This is a genomic window from Melittangium boletus DSM 14713, from assembly GCF_002305855.1.
Taxonomy (GTDB): domain Bacteria; phylum Myxococcota; class Myxococcia; order Myxococcales; family Myxococcaceae; genus Cystobacter; species Cystobacter boletus.
The window spans coordinates 2691071-2711514 of sequence record NZ_CP022163.1 but is presented as its reverse complement, the minus strand read 5'-3'; the positions used below and the strand labels follow the sequence as shown (position 1 = coordinate 2711514).

Genomic DNA, 20444 nt, shown 5'->3' with positions numbered 1-20444 from the left:
AGCGCATCGCATCCATTCTTCGCATCGGTTGGAAAGTCAAATGATTCAGTCCGGAAAGGAGGCGAGCGGGGAAGGGGATGTCCACCCCCGCTCCGCCTCCTGACGGTGGAGCGCTCCGGCTATTCGCAGACGTTGTCCACGCAGGTGAGTCCGGGTGCGCAATCGTCTCCGCTCTTGCAGCCAACGCCCGCCTGGCAGTCGAAGCCGCTGCCGCCGCTCATGTTGCTCACGTTGAAGTTGCGGTTGGTGTTCGAGTCGTTCGTGGGCGTCTTGATGATGGGCTGGTTGCCGAAGGCGCCGGGCATCAGATGGACGAGGTTGAGGACGTTCGCGGAGCGGGTCGCGGTGATGTTCAGGCTGGTGCCCGACACGCTCTGGATGGCCGTCTGGATGGCCGCGGCGATGTCGTTCGCGAGGTGAAAGGTCTCGATGGAGACGGGCACGCGAGCGGGGTTGGACGCGCCGTTGCGGTCGAACTCGAACGTCACGGGGGGGTTGAGGCCGTCGTTGATGGTGAAGGTGTTCCCATCCTTGAAGTCTCCGCCGTAGGAGGTGGAGACGATGGTGATGCCGCCCGTGGCCTTGGCGTTCTGCACGGTCGTGCACGTGCTGTTGCAGGAGCCACAAGCATTGCTGTTGCGGTCATCACACACCTCGGTGTGGGTGATGAGCCCGTCGCCGCAGAAGGCGCCCGTGAGGCTGAGCGCCTGCTCGCACGTGGAGTTGCACCGGGTGCAGGTGGGGCTGCCGTAGGGGCAGGACGTCTCGGTGGAGGTGTTGCCATCGTCGCAGACCTCGCCATCGCTCACGACGTTGTCGCCGCAGAAGGGGCCCGTGAGGTTGAGCTGGCCCGTGCAGGTGGCGTTGCAGGTGACGCAGGTGGGGTCGCCATAGGGGCAGGACGCCTCGCTGACGGTGTTGCCGTCGTCGCACACCTCGGGGCCGTTGCGCACGCCGTCGCCACAGACGGGGCCCGTGAGGCTGAGCGGGGCCGTGCAGTCGGAGTTGCAGGTGGTGCAAGTCCCCCTGCCGTAGGCGCACTCGGTCTCGTTGGCGTTGTTGCCGTCGTCGCACGCCTCGCCGTTGCTCACGACGTTGTCGCCGCAGAAGGGGCCCGTGAGGTTGATGACCTGGGAGCAGCTCGCGTTGCAGCCGAAACAGGCGGGGGTTCCGTAGGCGCAGGACGTCTCGGTGGTGGTGTTGCCGTCGTCACACGCCTCGGTGCCGTTCTGGAGGTTGTCGCCACAGACGGGACCGGTGAGGTTCAACTGCTCCGTGCAGTTGGCGTTGCAGCGCACGCAGTTGGGCGTGCCATAGGGGCAGGACGTCTCGGTGGTGGTGTTGCCGTCGTCGCACGCCTCGCCATCGCTCACGACGCTGTCGCCGCAGTAGGCGCCCGCGAGGTTGAGCTTCTGGGTGCAGTTGGCGTTGCAGGTGGTGCAGGTGGGCGTGCCGTACTCGCACCGGGTCTCATTGGTGGTGTTGCCGTCGTCGCAGGCCTCACCGTCGGTCGTGAGGTTGTCGCCGCAGTAGCGGCCCGTGAGCTCGAGCGGCGCCGAGCAGTCCGCCTTGCACAGGGTGCAGGTGGGGTTGCCATAGGCACAGGAGGTCTCGGTGGTGGTGTTGCCGTCGTCGCACGTCTCGCCGTTGCTCACGACGTTGTCGCCGCAGAAGGGGCCCGTGAGGTTGAGCGGCGCCGAGCAGGACGCGTCACACAGGCGGCAGGTGCGCGTGCCGTACTCGCACTGGGTCTCGGTGGTGGTGTTGCCGTCGTCGCACGCCTCGCCATCGCTCGTGAGGTTGTCGCCGCAGTAGTGGCCCGTCAGGTTCAGCACGGCCGTGCAGTTGGCGTTGCAGGTCTGGCAGCTCTGGGTGCCATAGGGGCAGGACGTCTCGGTGGTGGCGTTGCCGTCGTCACAGGCCTCGGGGCGGGTGCCGTTGACGTTCACCTTGCCGTCGCCGCAGCGGTTGGTGCGGCACGTGGGCAGGCAGTCGTCGTCCTCGTCGAGGTTGCCGTCGTCGCACTCCTCGTCCGCCAGGTAGTTGTGGAAGCCGTCGCCGCAGAAGGAGACCTTGCAGTCCGTGGTGCACAGGCGCGACAGGCCCCGGGCGTCACATTCCTCGCCCGCGGGGGTGTTGACGAAGCCGTCGCCGCACACGGGGGCGGTGCAGTCCGCGTCGCACGTGGCGCTCGTTCCGCCCGTGTCGCACGTCTCGCCCGCGGCCAGGTTGACGTGCCGGTCACCGCAGCGCGCGCTGGTGCAGTTGCTGTTGCACTCGGGGGTGTCCGTGCCCGTGCCGGGATCGCACTGCTCGCCGGCCGTGGTGTTCACGATCCTGTCGCCGCACGTGCGCCAGGTGCAGTTGATGTTGCAGTTGAGGGTTTCGCCCTGGCCGTCGCAGTCCTCCACGCGCGGCTCCTGCTTGTCCACCTTGCCGTCGCCGCAGATGGCGAGCTTGCAGGTGGACAGGCAGTTGTCGTTGTCGAGCTTGTTGCCGTCGTCGCACTCCTCGTCGGGGTCGCGCACGCCGTTGCCGCAGCCCTCGCCCGACTTGCAGTCCGCGCTGCAGCCATCGCCGTCGATGACGTTGCCGTCGTCGCAGACTTCCTTGGGCGAGTCCACGATGCCGTTGCCGCACGTCTCGTTGGACTTGCAGTTGGCGCTGCAGCCGTCTCCGTCCGTGGTGTTGCCGTCGTCGCACGCCTCGCCCCGGCCCTTGTCGATCACGCCGTCGCCGCAGATCTCGAGCGAGCGGCAGTCGGAGCCGCAGCCATCGCCGCTGTCCGTGTTGCCGTCATCGCACTTCTCGCCCCGGGCGGTGTCCAGGTAGCCGTTGCCACACACCTCGGTGGACAAGCAGTCGGCGCTGCAGCCATCGCCGTTGTCGTTGTTGCCGTCGTCGCACTTCTCGCCCACGGCACGGTCGACGATGCCGTTGCCACACGCCTCGTTGGACAGACAGTCGGCGCTGCACTTGTCCCCGTTGTTCGTGTTGCCGTCGTCGCACTTCTCGCCCTTGGAGACGTCGACGATGCCGTTGCCGCACACCTCCTGGGACAGGCACTCCCGGCTACAGCCGTCGCCGTCGACGATGTTGCCGTCGTCACACGCCTCGCCCAGTTGGATGATGCCGTCACCGCAGTCCGTCTTGATGCACACGTCCTGGCGGGCGGCGCATTGCTGCCCCGCCGGACAGGCCATGCCGGAGGGACAGATGACGCTCTCGGGCTCGAAGCACGCGGTGAGCAGGAGGCTCAGGCTCAGCAGCGCCCACGGGAAGGAGGAAGGTCGTCTCACACGTCACCTTTTAGAAGCGCAGCAAGGCCTGGACACCCCCCGAGCCGCCGCCTAGGACGGGGAGGATGCTCACCCGCTCCGGGGTCTGGGTCAGTTGGGTGGGGTCGATGCGGTAGGACTCGGGTTGATTGAGGTAGGCGAGGATCGCGCCGGTGACGAGGGCCGCCCCGCCCAGCGCATAGCCCCCGATGGCGGCGCGCTGCATCAGGTTTCCCTGATTGAGCTGGGAGGCGAGGGGACTCGAGGGCACGCAGCCGCCGCATTCCTGGATGCCCGCGTCGAAGGCGGCGAACTTGTCGCGCGACTGCACGTGGAGCAGCGCGCCGCCTCCCGCCACGGCCGCCCCCGCGCCCATCACCAGCCAGGGCATGGCCGCGGACCACCGGCGCCGGTAGCGGGTGAGGTCACCCGCGGTGAACAACTTCAGGTCGAGGTTCGCCGTCTCGCCGGGCAGCAGGGTGCGGTTCTCATCGCTGGGCAGGTAGCCCGCGAGGGTCGCGGAGATGCTGTGCGCGCCGGGGCGCACCAGCCCCGAGTAGCGCCCGGGAGCGGTGAACAGGGTCTTGTTGTCCAGCGTCACCACGGCGCCCGGCGTGTCGCAGGCGACCTCCACCCGGGCGAGTTGATTCTCGATGAGGGTCTTGTAGTTGCGCGCGTACTCGAACTTCTCCGCTTCCAGGGGCTCCGCGCCGAAGCGCAGGGCGGCCACCAGGTGCTCGTGGACCTCGATGGGCTGGTCGAGGTTCATCAGCGCCAGGGCGAGGTTGTAGTGGATGGCGGGATGGTCCCACAGCGCCAGCGCCTGGCGGTACTTCTCGCTGGCCTGCACGAAGATGGACTCCTTCAGCAGCGCGTTGCCCACCCGGAACAGCTCCAGCGCCTGTTCCTGGTTCTGCTTCGGGACGCCCCGCGCCCACGCGCGTTCCGGTTTCCCGTCCGAAGACGGCTGGGCTCGCGCGGGCGCCGCTCCCAGCGCCAGCAGCGTCACCGATACGGCCACGACGGCCCGGGTCCCCTTGTTCGCTCCACTCACGGCTCTTCTCACTTCAGGACCTCGATGACAGGACTGCCCAGCTGGGATTGCAGACGCTGCACGCGCTCCTTCTCACGCTGCAGCAACGTCGCGAGTTCCTGCGCCGCGCGGATGGCCTCTTCCTTGGCTTCCCGCGCGGACATGGCGCTCGACTCGGCGCGTTTCTTGGCGGTGCGCGCGCGCGTCTGGGCTTGTTGCGCGCGATCCAGGGCCGCCAGCAACTGGTCGTTCTTGGCGAGCAGCTCCGCGTTGGAGAGCGCCACCTGCGCGTTGGCCTCCTCCGCCGCCTTCTGGGCCTTCTGCCGCTCCAGCTCCTTGGCCTGCACCTCGGCCAGCCGTTGCCGGGCTTCCGTCTCCGCGTCGCGCGACACCCGCTCCGCGCTGCGGGCCTGGGCCTCGGCCGCCTGGGCCACCGCCGCCTGGAGCTCCGCCTCTTGCTGGGCGCTGCGGATGACGACCAGCGCCACCGCCGCGGCGATGACCAGCAGCACCAGGAACGACGTGCTGCCGATGAGCAACGCGCGCTTGAGCCGCCGCCCCTTCTTCGCCTGCGAGGACACCGCCTCCAGGAAGTCGCTCTGCACCTTGGGCAGCTCGCCCCGGAAGCGGCGCTGGAAGCGCTGGGCCTCGTCCACCAGCTCTCCGCGCCACAGGAGGTTGCTGTCGAAGTTCTTGCCCTGCCACTGCCTCGCCGCGTTGCGCAGCTGCTCGAGGAACGCCGCGTCCTCCTGGCCCTCGTCGAGCCAGCGCCGGAGCGTGGGCCAGCTGTGGATGAGCGACTCGTGGACGATTTCCACCGTGGCCCCCGTCGCGCCTCCTCCCGTCTGGACGACGAGCAGACGCGCCTGGACCAGGTGATCGATGAGCCGCTGCATCTCCGCCGTGTCCTGGGTCAGCTCGCGCAGCTCGTCCGCGGACACGATGGCGCGCGTGCGATCCGGCGTGATGAGCCGCAGGCAGAGCGCCCGCACCAGCGTGCGCTCCTGGGTCGTCATGCCCGCGAGCACGCTGTCCGCATGGCTCGCGAGCGCCCCGGCGATGCCGCCCATGGACTTGTAGGCGTTGACGGTGAGCTGCTTGGTCCTCTTGTCGCGCGACTCCCAGAGCTGGGTGGCGGCGAACTGCAGGAGCGGGAGCGCGCCCTGGGTGGATTCCAGGTGCTCCAGCATGTTGTCCACCAGCGAGGGCGTCTCGAACTGGTAGCCGGCCATCTCCGCGGGCTGCACGAGCGCGTCGCGCAGGCCGTCGCGGTGGGGCGAGGTGAGGAAGAAGAGCCCCTGGGACAGCTCCGACATGAAGCGCTCGTCCTCGGGCACGCGGTCCAGGAAGTCCGAGCGGATGGAGAGGATGACGCGGATGGGCGACGTGGCGTCGTCGGCGATGCCGGACAGGCACGCGGTGAAGGCCTGGCGCTCGCGCGCGTCGGGCACCAGCGTGTAGAGCTCCTCGAACTGGTCGATGAAGACGAGGATCTTCCGGCGCTGGTGCCGGGCGCGGCTGCGCAGCACGCTGCCCACGTAGCCGGGCTCGGCGTACAGCCGCTGCACGAGCCGCTGCTGCTCCTCGATGTCCTCTTCCACGGTGGTGGAGGAGGACATGAGCGGCGCCAGGCAGCTCGCCATGGCGGACAGCGGACTGCGGCCGGGGCGGATGACGAGGGCTTCCCAGGCGGTGCCCGAGCGCTTGAGCACGGGCACGAGGCCCGCGCGCACGAAGGAGGACTTGCCCGTGCCGGAGGGGCCCACGACGGCCAGCAGCGGCCGGTCGTGGATGCGGTTGACGAGCGCGGCGATCTCCTTGGTGCGCCCGAAGAAGCGGTCCGCGTCGGCTTCCTGGAAGGAGGACAGGCCCGCGTAGGGGCTCTCGTCGATCTTCAGCTCGCGGCTGAAGCGCCCCGGCAGGAAGGGCTCCAGGGCACGCAAGAGCGAGGTCGCGTCCGGGAAGCGCTCGTCCTTGTTCTTGAGCAGGCAGCGGTCCACGACGGCCGCCAAGTCCGGCGGCACGTCCGGGGCCATCTGCAGCAGCCGCGGCATGGGCTCGTCGAGCATGCCGGTGACCATCAGCTGCGGGCCGCGCAGCGGGTCCAACGGGTGCTTTCCGCACAGCATCCGGAAGAGCATGATGCCCACGGCCCAGATGTCCGTGCGGTGATCGATGGGCACGCCGATGCCCCACTGCTCCGGGGACATGTACGCCATGGTGCCCATGATGGCGCCGCTGCGCGTGAGGTTGGCCGAGTCACTTCCTCCGCCGAGCGCGGGCGCGTGCAGCTGGGGCTGTCCGTTGGGCGCGGCGCCCTCGGAGGGCTCGGCGCCCTGGAGGAGCTTCGCGATGCCGAAGTCGAGCACCTTGATGCCGCCCGTGTCGGTCACCACGATGTTCTCGGGCTTGAGGTCCCGGTGGACGATTCCCTGCTCGTGCGCGCACGCGAGCGCCTTGACGACGGGCACCATCAGCTCGACGGCGCGCGCGGGGGGCAGCCGCTGGTTGCCCAGGACCTTGGTGAGCGGCTGGCCCTGGAGGAACTCCAGCACCATGAAGGGGCTGTCCTCGTACTCGCCCACTTCGTAGATGATGACGATGTTCTCGTGGCTGCAGCGCGCGGTGGCGCGGGCCTCGAGGATGAAGCGCTGGGTGAGATCCGTGTCCTGGGTGTGCAGGAACTTGATGGCCACGCGGCGCCCGAGCCGCACGTCGCGCGCCAGGAAGACGGTGCCCATGCCGCCGCTGCCCAGCTCGCGGATGAGCTCGTAGTGCTGCAGGCGCGTGCCCGGGCGCAGCTTCTGCCCGCCGGGCGAGGGGCCCGTGTCACTGAACGTCGACTTGGAGGGCGTGTCCCAGGTGCCGGAGGAGCGGTGGGAGCGTTGGGACGGCGTGTCCACCGCGGGCGGCGGTGTCGTGGGCGAAGGGGGCGCGAAGAGCGACTCCAGATCCGCCGCCACCGTCCGCTCGTCCAGCTCACCCGCCGGAGCGGAAGGCCAACTCAGGGCTCCTGCTTCGTTCTTCGTCATGTCCCGCTACATCCCCTGCGAAGCATTCACGAACCGGGGTTTGCAGGGGAGGCGCCAGCCGCTGTCGCGGAATGTGAGGTCCTTGGTGCCACCCCTCGTTTCGTCTCGACCGGCTGTAATCATACACGGACGGCGGCGCGCCGATAGTCCGTGACCTTCCCCGCACGTCGCGTGGTGGGAGATGGCGGGGAAGGTAGGGAGCTCGGGGTGGAGCGCGGTCCGGCCGGCCTGCAGGCGGGCGGGCGCCGGATCACACCCGGGGTCCTACTGACTCTGGAACAGGAGGACGCGGTTGTTGCCGTAGTCCGAGACGACGACATACGGCCAGGCGAGCGTGATGCCACCCGGCTCGACGAGGCTCCGCGCGCTGGGGGCCGTGCCCGTGGGCGGATCAAACCGGTCGGCCCGGGTGAAGTCGGCCTGTCCGAGGACGAGATCCGGCGGGGTGGCGGAGGCGGTGGGGAAGCTGTTCCACACCAGGACGCGGTGGTTCAGGGTGTCGGTGACGAAGAGCTGCTCGCCGGTGGAGGTGAGGGTGGCGGGGTTGTCCACCCCCGTGGCGGAGAGGGCGGCCGCGTTCGAGGTGAAGTCCTTCTGGCCGAGCACCACGTCCGCGGGCTGGGCGTTCGTGGTGGGGAAGGTGTTCCAGATCAGGACGCGGTTGTTGTAGCTGTCGACCACGGCCAGCCGCTGGCCATCCGTCCACACGCCGCTGGGGTTGAAGAGCGTGGTGGGGCCCGGCTTGCTGTCGGGCGTGCCATCGCCATTGGCGTCATTGCGGCGGCAGGTGTCGAAGGTGCGCTGGCCGAGCACCACGTCCGCGGGCTGGCCGTTCGTGGTGGGCGGGGAGTTCCACACGAGGACGCGGTGGTTGGCGCTGTCCGCCACGAGCAACTTGCCGTGGCCGACGAAGACGTCCTGGGGGTAGCTGAGCGCGTTCGCGGCGCAGCCGAAGGGGGTCGTGTCGAAGTCGGGCTGGCCCAGCACCACGGTGGGGGCGGTGGCGGTGGTGGAGGGGAGCGGCGCGTAGACGAGGACGCGGCTGTTGCGCTGGTCCGCCACGGCCAGCCGGGTGCTGTCTCCGCTCAATCCCGAGGGCTGTCCCAGTCCCTGGAGGCCCGCGCCGGAGTCGTAGCCGGAGAAGTCCGCCTGCCCGAGGACCCATTGGGCGTCCGCGCCCAGGGTGCCAGGCACGCCCGCGAAGCCCAGGATCCGGTTGGAGCCTTGATCCGCGACGTAGAGCTGGCCCGCCACGAACGCGGGATTGCCCAGGGGTCTGTTGAGCGTGCCCGCGCCCGTGCTGCTTCCCCGATCCGCTGTCCGGCTGGTGAAGTCTCCCTGGCCCAGCACGCCGCTCGCGGACTGGTGGGCGGTGAGCGTGTACCAGTCATGGCAGCGCACCGAGATGTCCTCCACGGCGCCCGCCACGGTGCCGCTGCCCTTCGACACGGTGCAGCGCAGGCCCGTGGGCACCTGGCTCAGGCCCACCTCGTATGGGCTTCCCCGGGGCAGCCGGGTGACGAACGTGAAGCGGCCCTCCACGGAGAGTGGAAGCGTCTCGGTACCGAGCGTCAGCGCGAGCGAGCCCCGCGCGCCCGTCACCGAGCCTCCGACGGAATACGTCTTCGCGGTGCAGCGCACCTGGACGGGCCCTCCGTCCGCGCCCGCCACCTGGCCGGTCCCTCCCTCCACGGCGCAGTCCTGCTCCGGGGGCTGGGTGGCCACGGCCACCGCGTAGCTCGTCTGATCCGCCAGGGGGGTCTCGAACGCGAAGGGCCCATCCGCCGTCCGCGTGAGGCGCTCCTGCCCATTGAGCTGGAGGGTCACCTCGCCGGACAGGCCGGTGACGCTTCCCTTCACGTAGTACTTCGTGGCTTCGGGAGGGGGGGATTCACCGCCACAGGCGGCCACTCCCGCCACCACGCTCCACAGTCCGAGACGAGCCATGCGCATGCGCTGATTTATGTCACGGGCTTCTCGGGTGGAACAAGCGAGCCCGGTCCGTGGCTCAGGGCATCTCCTGGCCGCGCGTCTTCCACCAGTTCTCCCCGTAGCTGATGCACAACTGCTCGCCCGGCTCGATGTCACGCAGCGCGTAGAAGGTGAACACGTCCTTGGGCGACGCTCCCTTCTGGAAGCCCCGGTAGTACGACACGTTCGGCTCCTGCGAGTGGTTGTAGACCATCCCGAAGCCCATCACGATCGCCACCCACTCGCCGCCCCGGTCCTCCTCGTGGGGGCCCCACTCGATGTTGAACACGTAGTCGGTCAGCGGGGAGTTGCGCACGGAGCGGAAGGGCGCCTTGAGGTAGTGGCATTCCTCGAGGATGGTGCCCTCGGGGATGGCCTGCTCCGTGAAGACTCCGTAACCCCACTCGCACGGCTGGACCCTCAGGCCCGGATGGATGAAGAGCGGCTCACCTGGCTGCATGGCCGCTTTGCTATCACGCCCGGGACGCCACATCCCAGGTCATTCCCTGGCCGGCCCGAGGTGCCATAGGTTCGCCTCCCCCCCAGTCAGAGCAGTACCCGAGGTGACGTTTATGGGAATGAGCAAGTTCGGTCCGGTCGTCGCGTGGCTCGCCTGTGCCACATCCGTGTTCGCGGCGCCCCCGACCCAGGCCACCGCCCCGAGCCAGGAGCGCGAGGTGTGGATCACCATCGGCACGGACGCGCTGAAGCCCGTGCGCTCCGCCTTCCGGGGCCAGGGCCTGACGCTCCCCGACCCCACGTACCAGAAGGGCGGCGTGGCGGTGATGCGCCTGCGCGAGTCCCAGGTGATGCAACTGGGACACGCGGTGCACGAGGAACTCAACCGCTGTGCGGGCTTCATCGCCCATGACTCCGAGGCGGAGGCGGTGGCCGCGGCGAACGCGGACGCGGCGCCCCAGCCCATGGCCACGCCCACCTACTTCATCAACAACGCCCCGTCGGTGAACGCGCTGATCGGCGAGGTGCGGGAACTCGACATCCGCAACACCATCAACAGCCTGTCCACCAACTTCACCAACCGCTACTACAACGCGCAGTCGGGCCAGGACGCGGCCGTGTGGCTACGGGCCCAGTGGGGCGAGCTGGCCAAGGGCCGTCCGGACATCTCGGTGACGTACTTCAAGCACTTCGGCTGGAAGCAGCAGTCCGTCATCGCCACCATCCAGGGCACCACGCACCCCAATGAAATCGTGGTGATCGGCGGCCACCTGGACTCCATCAACCAGAACAGTCCCACCACGGGCGCCGCGCCGGGCGCGGATGATGACGCCTCGGGCATTGCCTGCGTCACGGAGATCTTCCGGGCGGCCATCGCCAAGGGCTACAAGCCCGCGCGCACGGTGAAGTTCATGGCCTACGCGGCCGAGGAGGTGGGCCTGTACGGCTCCAACGCCATCGCCACCTCGTACAAGAACGAGGGCGCCAACGTGGTGGGCGTGCTGCAACTGGACATGACGAACTACAAGGGCGCCTCCGACGACTTCGGCATCACCACGGATCGCACCAACCCCGCGCTCAACACCCACGTCATCAACCTCATCACCACCTACCTCTCGCCGCTCACCTACACGCAGTTCGCGTGTGGCTATGGCTGCTCGGACCATGCCTCGTGGACCAGCGCGGGCTTCCCCGCGGCCATGCCCTTCGAGGCGACGATCAGCACGGACAACAAGAAGATCCACACCCCCGAGGACACGCTCACGTACATGGGCGGCACGGCGGATCACGCGCTCAAGTTCGCCAAGCTCGGCGCGGCCTTCATGGCGGAGGTGGCCAAGGGCGCCACCGAGGGCAACACCCCGCCCAAGGCGGGCCCGAGCCAGCACAACACCGCCCTCTTCGACTCGACGTACAAGGTTCCCCGGTGCGTCGAGGAGGGCCTGAGCTGCGACTCGGGCACGCTGCTCAACGGCCGCGCCAACCTGGGCCCCGAGGTGAACCGGCCCAACACCCTCAAGGGCGAGTGCCCCGACGGCACCTCGGGCATCTTCCACAACGACGAGTCCATCGACCGCATCAAGGTGAGCACCCCGGATGGCACGGACCTCATCGCCGGCAAGACGGCGAAGATCGACGTGACCGTGTTCTCCTACTCCACGACGACGGACCGGCTGGACCTGTACTCCGCGGCCAACGCCGACAGCCCCGAGTGGAAGCTCATCGGCACGCTCACCCCGGCGAGCGCGGGCACGAGCACCCTGTCCACCACGTACACCCTGCCCACGGGCGGCGTGCAGGCCCTTCGCGCGCGCTTCCGCTACAACGGCACCCCGGCCGCCTGCGGTAACGGGACCTACGACGACCACGACGACCTGGTCTTCGCGGTGGGCGCGCCCGCGGTGCCCTGACGCACGAACGCCCCGGAGTACTGGCCTCTCAGGCGCCAGCGCTCCGGGGCGTTCTTCATGCGGGGACTACTGACGGGCGTCCGTCTCACCGATGGGGACGGGGAAGCGCTCGTGGACGCTGTGGCCCTGCACGTCGATGGGCAGCTCGTCGAGCCGGCCGTAGCGGCGCATGTCGATCCACCGGTGTCCGCCCTCGAAGAGCAGCGAGTAGCGGCGCTGCTTGAGCAGCTCGGTGACGTAGTCGATGTCGCCCTCGCCCGACAGCTCGCTCAACTTGCCCGACGTCACGCGGATGAAGTTGAGGAGCGTGCGGGCCTCCGAGGTGTCCCCGGACTGGAACGAGGCCTCGGCGCGCAGGAGGATGAGCTCCTCGTTGCGGATGATGGGCACGGGCGAGGTGGCCGACGGGTAGTGGGCGAAGGTGTAGTCGGAGCTGACGCCCTGGTACTTGCGGGGCTCCTTGGCCAGCTTCACCTTGCTCAGCACGCGGGCATCCCGGAGCGTGGGGTCCGCTTCCTGGTACTCCGCGTCCGTGACGATGGAGGGATGGGCGTAGATGTCGGGATCGTTGAGCTCGTCGGGCGTGTCACCGGAGCCCGTGCCGAACGCGTGGTAGACGCCCCGGTTGAGCGGGGCGTTGATGTCGAGGAAGGAGCCCTCCAGGTCGACCAGCGCCTCCGCCCACTTCCGCCGGTACACATCCACGCGCGCCTTGATGGCGCGGTTGAACTTGATGAAGTTCGCGATCGACATCTTCTCGCCCGGCCGGTCGAAGTCCTCGAAGCCGCTGCTCAGGGGGAAGGGGAACGTGGTGCCCCCGGCCTGGAGGTGCGCCCGGGCCTGATCCAGCAGGTCGGCGATGAAGGCGTGCACCTGATCGCGGTCCGTGATGATGGGCGCCAGGGGCGAGCCGATGGGGTGGTCCACGTCGAGCACCACGCCATTGATGTCCCGGGTGTTGATGAGCACCAGGTAGTCCAGGGCCTGGATCGTCTTGGCGAAGCCCCGGAAGGCCTCCTTCTCCTCGTCGCTCACCCCATCCACCACCTCCAGGGCGTGGAGCAGGGTGTTGGCGTTGCGGATGTTGGCGTAGGGCGCGGTCCAGAAGGCTCCGCCGAACGCCGGGCTGCCGGAGTCCAACGTCGCGCCCGCCAGCAGCTCGCCCACGTAGCGCGGGTCCGCCGAGTCCATGATGTACGACTCACGGCCGAGCACCCCCAGCATGGACACATAGCCACCCTGGGTGGCGACGCCCGAGCGGTTGCCCACCAGCAGGCCCACGGCGGCGCTGATGACGCCGGAGCGGGTGGGCGTGCGCTCGAGTGAGTCCTGGCTCGGCCGGTTGAGGTCCGGCACCGTCAGATCACACCCACCGAGTCCCATGGCGGTGGACAGGAGCAGCGCCACCTTCGTCATCTTCTTCATGTCGCGGATCTTCATGGTGCTCAGAACCCCACATCAATGGACGTCCAGAAGCTGCGGCTGGGCGGGAAGGGGGCCACGTCGATGTTGCGGGCGATGGCCTGGTTGCCGAAGTTGCTCACCTCGGGATCCAGACCCGAGTAGTTGGTGAGGGTCAAAAGGTTGCGGCCGCTCAAACTCAGACGCGCGGTTTTGACGCCGGGAATGCGCGTGACGAAAGTCTCGGGCAGGTTGTAGGTGAGCGTCAATTCACGCAGCTTCACGAAGGTGGCGCTCTCCAGGTAGGTGGTGGCGTTCGTCTTCTGGTTCAACTGGCGCTGCTCGCCCGCGCCCACGTAGTCCGGGGAGTTGCTGGAGGCGTCATAGAGGTAGCGCGTGAGGTTGATGATGTCGCTGCCCTGCTGCCAGTCGATGAGGAAGGACAGGGAGATGGGGCCGCGCTTGATGCTGTTGGAGAAGCCCACGCGGAAGGTGGGCTCGGTGTCGCCAATCTTCTTCACCTCGCAGCACGTGCCGTCCGCCTTGAGGCCGGAGTTGCCGACGATCTGCGTGGCGCTCGCGCCCTTCTCGATGCGGAAGGCGCCGAGGCTCGTGCCGAAGCCACCCACGATGAAGTCGGGCACGGGCAGGTCCGTGATGAGGCTGCGGTTGAGGGCGAAGGTGGCGGTGCTCGTCCATTCCCAGTCCGGGGTGCGCACGGGCGTCACCTGGAGCATGGCCTCCACGCCGCGGTTGCGCATGCCGCCGCCGTTGAAATACTCGAGCGTGTAGCCGGTGGAGGGCGCGAGCGCGCGCTGCAGGAGCAGGTCGCTGATGTTGCGCTGGTAGAGGGACACCTCCACCACGGCGTCTCCGTTGAAGAGCACCGTGTCCAAGCCGACCTCGAACTCGCGCTGGCGCTCGGGACGGATGCTGGCGTTGCCCACGATGCCCGTGGTGACCAGCCCGCCCTGGCCCTCGATGTTGCTGTTCGGCGACAGGCCGATGAACTTGTAGCCGTAGAGCGGCTGGTTGCCCGTCTCACCGTAGGCCGCGCGCACCTTGAATTCGTTGATGGCCGGGTGGAACGAGGCGAAGCGGTAGGCGGTGGCCAGCTTCGGGTAGAAGAAGATGGCGTTCGGGTTGCCGTTGTTGCTGCTCTGCTCGCCGCGCACCGCGCCCACCAGGGTGAGGCGCTCGTTGAGCAGCAGCATCTCCTCCTGGATGTAGACGCCGCGGTCCTTGACGAGCTGGCGGTTCTCCAGCACGCCCACCTTGGTGCCCGAGCTCACGTTGGGCTGGCCGGCGGTGAGGCCCTGGCTGTTGATGTAGACCGTGTCGATGCCGCGCTGCTCGTACTGGAAGCCCGCCGAGGTGTTGGCGCTGAGGGCGCCTCCCACGGGCTTGTAGTTGTGCACCAGGTTGAAGCCGGTGTTGAGGTTGAGCACCTGGCTGGTGCCGAAGAGCGACACGCCCGGCCGCTCGAGCACCTGCTGGAAGTTGAGCTCGGGTGGGAACAGCAGCGTGTTCTGCTGCTGGAAGCGATCCACGCCCACGTTGGCGAGCACGCGGAAGCTCTGCGACTCCGTCTTGTAGGCGTTCCACACCGCGTCGGCCGCGCCGAGCAGACGCCAGACATTCTCGTCATTGCCCACCAGCGCCGCGGTCTGCAGCGGGTTGGAGCCGTTGGCGAGGAAGGGGTTGGCGGGGTAGAGCCCGTTGGCGCCGGAGCGCAGGTCCACGAAGCTCGGCGTGCCCGGCAACACCATGTAATAGGAGACGTTGGCGTTGTCGTTGTTGGTGACGCCGCGGTTGCTGCTCGTGTGCACCAGGTTCGTCGAGGCGTTCACCTCGATGTCCGGCCCCAGCTTCTGCCCCAGGTTGAGGCGGAAGGACTGCTTCTGGTAGCCCGTGTTCGCGATGATGCCCTTGTCGTCCTTTACCTGGGCGGAGACGAAGTAGCGGGTGTCGCCCGCGGCGCCGCTCACGCTGGCGAGCGTTTCGTAGGACAGGTCCTTGCGGCCCGCGAGCTGCTGCTCGTGGTCGTAATACCGGCCGGGCACGTAATAGTCGGCCGCCTTGGGGCCGAAGGCGGCGATGGCCTCGTCGAGCGAGCCCACGCGGCGCGCGCCCAGCTTGTTCATGAGCGTGTACATGCCCAGGCGCTGCGTCACGTCCACCTTGGGGGCGGCGCCCGCGCGGCCCCGCTTGGTGTTGATGATGACCACGCCGTTGCTGGCCTTGGAGCCGTAGATGGCCGCCGCGGACGCGCCCTTGAGGATTTCGATGCTCTCGATGTCGTTGGGGTTCAGGTCCGCGATGCGGTTGACCTGGTTGTCCTGGGTGGCGTTCGGGTTGGGGCCGCGCACCGACTCGGTCACCTGGTAGACGCCCGAGGCGATGGCCACGTCGCTCACGATGACGCCGTCGATGACGTAGAGCGGCGCCGTGGAGCCGTTGATGGTGGACACGCCGCGCAGCTTGAGCTGGATGCCGCCGCCCGGAGCTCCCGAGTTGCTCTGGATGTTGGCGCCGGCCACCTTGCCCTGCAGCGCCTGGTCCACCGTGGAGGCGGGCGCGCGGTTGAGCTCCTCCGCGTTCACGCTCGCCACCGAGTTGGCCAGGTTCTTGCGGGCCACCTCGCTCGCGCGGCCCACCACCACCATCTCCTCGACGAAGCTCGCCTCCAGGGACACCGTCACGGTGTCGCGCGTGGCGCCCACCGTCACTTCCCGGTCCTTGTGATCCTGGCTGGAGAACAGCAGCGTCACGGGCCCCTTGGGCACCTCCAGGGAGAAGGTGCCATCCAGCTCCGTCTCGGTGCCGGTGGTGGTGCCCTTGATGATGACGCGGGTGAACGGCTGACCATCATTGGTGAGCGCGTCCAGGACCTTGCCGGTGATGCGGCGCGTATTGGCCGGAGCGGGGCTGGCAGGCGGTGCCGGTGGGGTTTGGGCCTGGGCTTCGACGGAGAGGAGTGCGACCGCGCACCCCGAAATCAACGCCTGTTTCAGCGTCATTCGCTCTTCACCTTATGAAAGAACAACCGCGGATGGAGCAGCCCCCCTCTGACGGGCTGCGTTAACCATTCATCGTGTCGGTTGAGCGGCCACAGCGTCAATCCTTCTTCTACTGGACATACGTAAAAGTTCCCCATGCGGTGCTCGGGGTGGTGGGATTTTCTTGTCCCCCGGTCCCATTTCGGGCTTGCGCTTGAAGGTCAAACGAAGGGGCGGAGGTGGGGCAACGCTTGTCACTGGCTTGTGATGAGACGGCCTCCTGTTCGAGACTCGTCCCTCCATGCCCGCCAGTGATGAACGCCGTCTGCAGGCCCTCATCCTCGCGCCCGTCCGGCGTGTGCGGCGCCGCCTCAACGCCGTCCGTTTCGCGGAGGCGGGAGTCGCTCCGGTATGGGCCGCCGCCACCGGGTGCGTGCTGTTGCGACTGCTCGTGCGGGACTCGGCCCTCTGGGCCCTGCCCCTGCCGTGGCTCGCCGCGGGCGCCTGGTGGTTCTTCCGGGCGCGGGCTCGGCGCGTGTCCCTGGCCCAGGCGGCGGTGCTGGCGGATCGCTCGGCGGGCGCGGGCGGCCTGCTCCTCACCCGCCTGGAGCGTCCCGTGGGCGAGTGGGAGCTCTCCGCCAACCAATATGCCCGCGCGGTGACGCTTCCCCCGGTGCCCTGGAAACGTCCGGCGGGTGCCCTGGGCGCGGCGCTCGCCTTCCTCGCGCTGGGCTTGTGGCTGCCCCTGCCCGCCCCTCCGGTGCGCTCCTTCAACGCCGCCGCCGCCGCCAAGGTGGCCGCGGTCCAGGCCAAGGCCGAGACCCTCGCCCGCGAGGAGTCCCCCGGTGCTCCCATCGAGGAGGAGTTGCGCCGGCTGGCCGCGGAGGTCGCCGAGGATCGTTTCGATGCCGCCGATTGGGAGGCCGCCGACCGGTTGGAGAAGTCCCTCGAGGCCCGGGCCGCGAAGGCCGCCGCCGAGCTGGCCGCCGCTTCCGAGGCCGCGCGGGAGCTGGGGGAATCCCTGGACGCCGCCGCGGGCACCGAGGCCGCCACCCGGGGACGCGAGGCGCTCGAGAACGCGCTGATGGCCCTGGAGCGAGGAGAGGGAGGCCGGGAGGGCTCCGGGGGGGAAGGCGCCGGGACTCCGCGTTCGAGCGCGGAGCTGGCTCAGCTGCGCGAGACGCTCGAGCGCCGCCGGCAGCAGTTGGAGCAGCGCTTCGGGCAGGGCGCCGGGCGGCCAGGGAACGCGGAGGGGGAGGGTCGGGGAGAAGGGCCCAAGGGTCATACGAGCCGCCAGGCGGGGCGGGGCGGCGCGGGCCGGGGCGGTGACAGCCAGCCGCTCGTCTTCGGCGAGAAGGCGGAGATGGACCCGGATCGGCTCGCCTTCAAGCCCCTGCCGCGAGGACAGGGCGGCGAGGCACAGGAGTTGTGGGGCCTGCGGGCCGCGGAGCCGGAGCGGCGGGAGGGCGGGGCGGGCGGCGGCGGACGGGGGACGGGCGCACAGGGCGACGCGGAGGCGGGACACGCCGCGGGGCCGTTGTTGCCGCGCAACCGGGAGCTGGTGAAGCGGTATTTTGGGGAGCAGCCCTAGGGAAGAAGAGGAGTCGGCCGTGTCGGAACTGTTGAGCCCCGCCGAGGCGCGGGACGCGGCGGAGCGGGTGTCCCTGCTGCGGAAGGGGTTGAATCAGGTGCTGCTCGACCAGCCGCGGGTCGTGGAGCAGGTCGTGGTGGCGGTGCTCGCGCGGGGCCATGTGCTGCTGGAAGGCCTTCCGGGCCTGGGCAAGACGGAGCTGTGCAAGGCGCTCGCGAGGCTGCTCGGGCTGCCTTTCCGCCGCATCCAGTTCACCCCGGACCTGCTGCCCGGCGACATCACCGGCACCTATGTCCTGGAGGGCGAGGGCCGCCGCGACTTCACCTTCCGCGAGGGGCCCCTGTTCGCCCACGTGGTGCTCGCGGATGAAATCAACCGCTCCAGTCCCAAGACGCAGGCGGCCCTCCTGGAGGCCATGCAGGAGCGCGGCGTGACGGTGCTTGGCCAGACGCGGGCGCTGCCGGATCCCTTCTTCGTGCTCGCCACGCAAAACCCCATCGAGCTGGAGGGCACCTACCCCCTGCCCGAGGCGCAGCTCGACCGTTTCCTCTTCCGGGTCCAGGTGCCGTCCGTGGGCGCGAGCACGCTCACCGCCCTGCTCACCACGCGCGTGCGGGGCAGCCCGCCCGTGTTGCCCCCCGTGGCGGACGCGGCGCGCCTCGCGGAGTTGTTCGCGGCGGTGGATCGCGTGCACCTGCCCGTGCCGGTGGCGGACTTCATCGGCCGTCTGGTGGAGGCGAGCGATCCGAACAGCCCGGGCGCGCCGGAGCCGGTGCGCCGCTTCGTGCGCTTCGGCGCCAGCCCTCGCGCCGCCCTGGCCCTGGCCGCCTCCGGACGCGCGCTCGCGCTGACGCGGGGCAAGCCCAACGTGGGCTTCGACGAGGTGGTGGCCTGTGCCCCCGCCGTGCTCAACCACCGGCTGGTGCTCGCCTACGAGGCCTCGCTGGAGAAGGTGGGCCCTCTGGACGTGGTGCGCTCGCTCCTCCAGTCCATCCCCGAGGTGCCCCGTGCGTGAGGGGCTGGGCGCCGTGCTGATCGCCCTGGGTCTGTGGGCAGGCGCCGCCCGAGCCACCTCGCTGCCCGCCGAGGAGTTCGAGGTCCCCGCGCGCACCTATCAAGAGGTCCAGGGCTCTCCGGAGAGCGAGACCTTCGATGGACTGCGGATCTCCGTGGCCAGCAGCCTGCTCGCGCCCGTGTCTGGCTATGTCCCCGTGGAGGTGAGCCTCCACAACACGGGCTCGGCTTCCCGGCTCGTGCGGCTCGGGGTCGAGGCCTCGAGTCCAGTCACCGCGCAGGTCGTCACGCGCGAGGTCGAGGTGGGTCCCCATCGGATGGTCTCGGTCTGGTTGCCGGTGCCGGCTTCCATCCGAGGGGGCATGGTCCGCGTGCGGGCTCCCGACCCGATCCCGCATGTCTTTTCCTTCTACACGCTGGAGCGGAGTGACGCCTCGCTCGTCGTGGGGACGCTCGAGGACTTCGAGGCGGGGACGGAACTGGTCCACCACGATCGGGGCCCGTTCGCGGTCCGCTTCCTCTCGCCGGAGACCGCGCCGCGGGAGCTCGCCTCCTACGCGGGTTACTCCCAGGTCGTGGTGGCCGGAGATGTCACGGCGCTGCACGCGGATGTCTGGAGCACCCTCGAGGCCTATGCCGCCACCGGCGGCACGCTCGTCCTGCTCCAGCCGCCTCGCGACGCGGCCGGGCGTCTGCCGCTGCTCTCCGGAGCCGCCTCCCCGGGCACGCACGCCTATGCCCTCGGACAGGTGCGACTGTGCGAGCGGGCGGGAGCCTGTGGTGACGAGTTGCTCGCCACCGGGCTCGATTCCGGCAAGAACAACCAGGAGCGCGGCGCCGTCCACCCCGCGCTGCCCTCGCGGCGGTGGGGGAGCACCTTCTCCTCGTGGGCGGGCTCATTCGAGCCGCTGCTGCCCGGGGTCCAGGCACCGGTGGGCCGCTTCTTGTTGCTCATCACCCTCTTCGTGTTGGTGGTGGGGCCCGGTGGGCTCATGCTGCTCAGGCGCAAGGGACCCGTGGCGCTGCTCATCGCCGTGCCCTCGGTGTCGTTCGTCACGTGTCTGTCCATCGTGCTCTGGTCCGTGTTCGTCGAGGGCTTCGCGCTCCATGCCGCTCGCTACAGCGTCACCTGGCTGGATCGCGACCGGGACAGGACCCTGACGGCGGGCATCGGCGGCTATTACGCCAACCTGGAGCCCGGCGCCCTCCAGCTTCCCGCCTCGAGCGTCCTCTTGGGCGCCCGGTACTGGGATGCGATTCCCCTGGAGACAGACTGGACCCAGGGCACGCGGGTGATGGGGGGGTTGCTGCCCCCGCGCACCTATGTCGAGTGGGGAGAGTTGGCGGTCCTGCCCACGCGTGCCCGGCTCACGGTGGGTCCGGGCGCCCAGGGCCCCCGGGTGCTCAACGCGCTCGGCGCACCCATCGTGGAGGGGTATGTGCGCTTCGAGGATGCGCTGTGGAAGCTGCCGCCGCTCGCCGATGGCGCGCAAGGGGAAGCGTCCCGGGTGACACCGGAAGTGTCGGAGAGCTCGCTGCCGGGCGACATGTACTTCTCCGGGGTGGCGGCGACGCGCTTTGGTCCCCAGGTCAGGGCCGGGCTGCTGGCGCCCCTGCCCGAGGGCGGCTTCGTCGCGCGGGTGGGAGGCCCTGGCCCGGCCATGGCGACGGCGGCGCTCGAGGTGAAATTGCACGAGGGGCTGCATCTGGTGCGCGGCAGGGTGGATGCGCCATGACGTGTATGCGACACGAGGTG

11 protein-coding genes are annotated in these 20444 nt (G+C 69.3%); 4 read left to right on the top strand and 7 right to left on the bottom strand.

What is annotated here, in order from left to right; all coding sequences use genetic code 11:
• Nucleotides 1–119: 119 nt before the first annotated feature.
• From MEBOL_RS11200 to MEBOL_RS11180, 5 genes are all read right to left on the bottom strand, one after another.
• Nucleotides 120–3299, bottom strand: coding sequence for a DUF4215 domain-containing protein (locus MEBOL_RS11200; protein ID WP_095977415.1), 3180 nt, complete (start codon nt 3297–3299; stop codon nt 120–122).
• A 10-nt stretch (nt 3300–3309) separates the two neighbouring features.
• Nucleotides 3310–4332, bottom strand: a complete 1023-nt coding sequence (locus MEBOL_RS11195; RefSeq protein WP_179956407.1) for a carboxypeptidase-like regulatory domain-containing protein — start codon at nt 4330–4332, stop codon at nt 3310–3312.
• An 8-nt stretch (nt 4333–4340) separates the two neighbouring features.
• Entirely contained in the window at nt 4341–7343 is a 3003-nt protein-coding gene (locus MEBOL_RS11190) for an nSTAND1 domain-containing NTPase (protein ID WP_095977414.1), read from the bottom strand.
• Between the two features lie 264 nt (nt 7344–7607).
• Complete coding sequence (locus MEBOL_RS11185; protein WP_245919657.1) at nt 7608–9290, bottom strand: NHL repeat-containing protein; 1683 nt, start codon at nt 9288–9290, stop codon at nt 7608–7610.
• A 61-nt stretch (nt 9291–9351) separates the two neighbouring features.
• A complete protein-coding gene (locus MEBOL_RS11180; RefSeq protein WP_095977412.1) occupies nt 9352–9774 on the bottom strand; it encodes an SET domain-containing protein-lysine N-methyltransferase in 423 nt (140 codons plus the stop codon).
• Between the two features lie 118 nt (nt 9775–9892).
• On the opposite strand from MEBOL_RS11180, the gene MEBOL_RS11175 reads away from it, so the two are divergent.
• Complete coding sequence (locus MEBOL_RS11175; protein WP_245919656.1) at nt 9893–11683, top strand: M20/M25/M40 family metallo-hydrolase; 1791 nt, start codon at nt 9893–9895, stop codon at nt 11681–11683.
• A gap of 66 nt (nt 11684–11749) precedes the next feature.
• On the opposite strand, the gene MEBOL_RS11170 is transcribed toward MEBOL_RS11175, so the two are convergent.
• Both MEBOL_RS11170 and MEBOL_RS11165 read right to left on the bottom strand, forming a co-directional pair.
• Nucleotides 11750–13123, bottom strand: coding sequence for a RagB/SusD family nutrient uptake outer membrane protein (locus tag MEBOL_RS11170; protein ID WP_095977410.1), 1374 nt, complete (start codon nt 13121–13123; stop codon nt 11750–11752).
• Nucleotides 13124–13128: 5 nt separating this feature from the next.
• The gene (locus MEBOL_RS11165) at nt 13129–16104 is read right to left on the bottom strand and encodes a SusC/RagA family TonB-linked outer membrane protein (RefSeq protein ID WP_179956406.1); all 2976 of its coding nucleotides are present in this window, start codon (nt 16102–16104) and stop codon (nt 13129–13131) included.
• Nucleotides 16105–16384: 280 nt separating this feature from the next.
• On the opposite strand from MEBOL_RS11165, the gene MEBOL_RS11160 reads away from it, so the two are divergent.
• From MEBOL_RS11160 to MEBOL_RS11150, 3 genes are read left to right on the top strand one after another with little or no spacing between them, the layout of a single operon-like run.
• Nucleotides 16385–17674, top strand: coding sequence for a hypothetical protein (locus MEBOL_RS11160; protein WP_095977409.1), 1290 nt, complete (start codon nt 16385–16387; stop codon nt 17672–17674).
• A 19-nt stretch (nt 17675–17693) separates the two neighbouring features.
• The gene (locus tag MEBOL_RS11155) at nt 17694–18689 is read left to right on the top strand and encodes an AAA family ATPase (protein WP_095977408.1); all 996 of its coding nucleotides are present in this window, start codon (nt 17694–17696) and stop codon (nt 18687–18689) included.
• A complete protein-coding gene (locus MEBOL_RS11150) occupies nt 18682–20424 on the top strand; it encodes a hypothetical protein (protein WP_095977407.1) in 1743 nt (580 codons plus the stop codon). The genes MEBOL_RS11155 and MEBOL_RS11150 overlap by 8 nt, the downstream gene beginning before the upstream one ends.
• Nucleotides 20425–20444: the final 20 nt, after the last annotated feature.